2 protein-coding genes and 1 pseudogene are annotated in these 2,887 nt (G+C 71.3%); 2 read left to right on the top strand and 1 reads right to left on the bottom strand.

The window, feature by feature from the left end; all coding sequences use genetic code 11:
* Positions 1-168: 168 nt before the first annotated feature.
* Positions 169-579, bottom strand: a complete 411-nt coding sequence (locus ACFU99_RS39660) for a hypothetical protein (protein WP_384402392.1) — start codon at positions 577-579, stop codon at positions 169-171.
* A gap of 215 nt (positions 580-794) precedes the next feature.
* Between ACFU99_RS39660 and fabI the strand changes: the two are divergent.
* Positions 795-1,562 (top strand): annotated as a pseudogene (gene fabI / locus ACFU99_RS39655) (enoyl-ACP reductase FabI); the annotation flags it as partial.
* Positions 1,563-1,913: 351 nt separating this feature from the next.
* Positions 1,914-2,887 (top strand): zinc-binding alcohol dehydrogenase family protein (locus ACFU99_RS39650; RefSeq protein ID WP_384402389.1); only part of this gene is annotated, 974 nt, incomplete at its 3' end.

Below are 2,887 nucleotides of genomic sequence, written 5' to 3'. Positions count from 1 at the left end.
GGCCCTGGTGGTGCTGTTCTCCTTCCGCGAGACAGCGTGGCTGCCGCTGACGCGGACGACGGTGCTGGAGAAATAACGGCGGCAAGCAGCGGCGGCCCCGAGCCCCGTGCCCCGTGCCCGACGAACGCATGGTCACGGGCACGGGGCTGCGGCATGCCCGGTACGCCGTCAGTACTCCGTCATCGCGTGCACCTCGTCCGTCAGCGCGATGAACTCCGGCGACTGGAGCGACGGGATCATCGAGCGCAGGCGCGCCACGTCGCCGCCCGGCCGGATCTTGCCGGTGACCAGGCCCACGAGCGCCTTCATCTCCCGCGTGGTCAGCTTCACGCTGGTCCTGTACGCCATGCGCAGCGAGCACATGGGCCGCTCCAGCATGCCGCGCCTGGCCTCCACGAGACGGCCGTCGCGGATGCGGAAGTAGTACGCGATCTCGCCGCCCTGAGGGGCCTCCCTGATGATGTGCTGGATCTCCAGGTCGAGCCCCGGCTTCTCGGGCATTCGGCCGCCGCGTTTCTCCAACTCCGCCAGATACTCCGGGGAAAGGTATTTGATCTTCGGCATGGCACCCTCCGGCATGGCGCGCTCCACAAACCTCGGTGCCCGCACCGTATCGGCCCCCGCCGCGCGAAATCCTCATCACTGCTGCTGAACCGGGAGCGGGAATCCCCGCACGCCCCCTCCGAAAGAATGAGGACGTGCGGCCGTATTCACCCGCTTCCGGCGCGTGAATTCTGGAGAGCCGGAAGCGGACGAGGACGGACGAGGGCCGTGACGGCCGAAGGAGCCGAGCCATGCTGCTGGAGAACAAGCGCCTACTCGTCACCGGGGTGCTGACCGAGTCCTCGATCGCGTGGCGGGTGGCGCGGCTCGCCCAGGAGGAGGGCGCCGCGCTCGTACTCACCGGCTACGGGCGCGGGCTGCGGCTCACCGAACGGGTGGCCCGGCGGCTGCCGCGACCGCCGGACGTGCTGGAGCTCGACGTGACCCGCGAGGACCACATCGCCGCCGTGGCCGACGCCCTCGACGCCCGGTGGGGGCGGCTGGACGGCGTGCTGCACGCGGCGGCCTTCGCGCCGCCGCACATCCTCGGCGGCGGCTTCCTGGCCGCGCCCTGGCCGGAGGTCGCCACGTCCCTGCACGTCTCGGCGTACTCGTTCGTCGCCCTCGGCCGCGGCCTCGCCCCGCTGCTGGCCGCGGCGGGCGGCGGCTCCGTGGTCGGCCTGGACTTCGACGGCCGCGTCGCCTGGCCCGCGTACGACTGGATGGGCGTCGCCAAGTCCGCGCTGGAGAGCTGCTGCCGCTATCTCGCCCGCGACCTCGGCGGCCAGGGGACGCGCGTCAACCTGGTCGCGGCCGGCCCCCTGCACACCGCCGCCGCGCGGGCCATCCCCGGCGCGGAGGCCGTGAGCGGGCCGTGGCCCGGCCGTGCGCCGCTGGGCTGGGACCCCGCCGACGCCGAGCCCGTGGCCCGCGTCGTCTGCGCCCTGCTCTCCGACTGGCTGCCCGCCGTCACGGGGGAGATCGTGCACGCCGACGGCGGCGCCCACGCCATGGGCGCCGCCCCGCACCCGATGCGCGAGGCCCCGCTCCCACCAAAGGATGAACGCTCATCCTTTGGTGGTGCCCGGTGAATTCATCAGGCCGACGGAAGACGGACAGAACCCTCCGAACGTAGATTTCCAAGCGTTGTGCCGAGGGCCGAAGAGGGCCCGGCAGCAGAAGATTCCGAACTCACCGAGGGGTCTACTCAGGTGATCACCACCGACGCATGGGTATTGCACGCGGGACCCGCCGGCACGGAATCCGGAGATCCCCGTCCAGGAGAACTCGTCCGGGAGGATTTCAGTTTCCCGGATATCACCGAGAACGAAGTTCTGGTGGCGCCGCTCTACGGCTCCTGGGAAGCGAATATGAGTCACGCCCTGGAGCGCACCCCGGTCGACGTGTGCCGCCAGCGCGGCGAGGACCGCATGGTCATCGGGAACTTCGGGGTCGTACGCGTGGAGCGGCCCGGCAAGGCCGTCACCCGCGTCAAGGAGGGCGACCTGTGCCTGATCCAGGCGTTCGCCCGTACCGACCAGGACGGCTACGTCAAACTCGTGCACGCCTACGACGCCCCCGGCACCACCGGCGTCCTGGCCCGCCGCACGAAGATCGGCGAACACCTGCTGCTGCCGCTGCCCAAGGACACCCGCTACTCGCTCCAGCAGTGGGCCGCCTCCTACGGCCGGTACTGGACGGCGTGGGACAACTGGAAGGTCGCCCACGCCTGCTGGCGCTCCCAGGTCCGTACGGACCCGGCGCACACGGACCCGCCGCCGCTCGCCTTCGGCTGGGGCGGCGGGGTCGCCGTCGCCGAACTCGAACTCGCCCAGCGCGCGGGCTTCCGGGCCGCCATGGCCTCCGGCAACCCGCGGCGGCTCGCCGAGATCGAGGCCAAGGGCATGATCCCGGTCGACCGCAGGCTCTTCCCCGACCTCTGTCACGACGAGGAGCGGATGGCCGCCGATCCCGGATTCCGGCAGCGCTACCGCCAGTCCGAGCGGACGTTCCTGCGGATCGTGGGCGAACTCAGCGCGCGCCGCGGGGCCGCCGTCGTCATCGACAACATCGGCGCGCCCGTGCACCGCGCGACCCTGCGGGCGCTCGGCCGGCAGGGGGTGCTCACCACCGTCGGCTGGAAGCACGGCATGCGGCTGGAGACCGTACGCGCCAACGAATGCATCAAGCGCCACATCCACGTCCACACCCATGCCTGCTGCTTCCACGACATCGAGGAGATCCTCGAATTCCAGGAGCGGTCGGGCTGGATGCTCGACGTGGGCGACCAGCGCGTCTACCGGTTCGACGAGATACCGGAACTGGCACGCGACTACGCGGCGGG

It is taken from the genome of Streptomyces sp. NPDC057654 (assembly GCF_042800135.1).
GTDB lineage: Bacteria > Actinomycetota > Actinomycetes > Streptomycetales > Streptomycetaceae > Streptomyces.
This window is presented reverse-complemented; position numbering and strand designations above follow the sequence as displayed.

Excerpts from the sequence above, each read along its gene's own strand:
- ACFU99_RS39660 (WP_384402392.1), bottom strand. The coding sequence starts at position 579 with ATGCCGGAGGGTGCCATGCCGAAGATCAAATACCTTTCCCCGGAGTAT.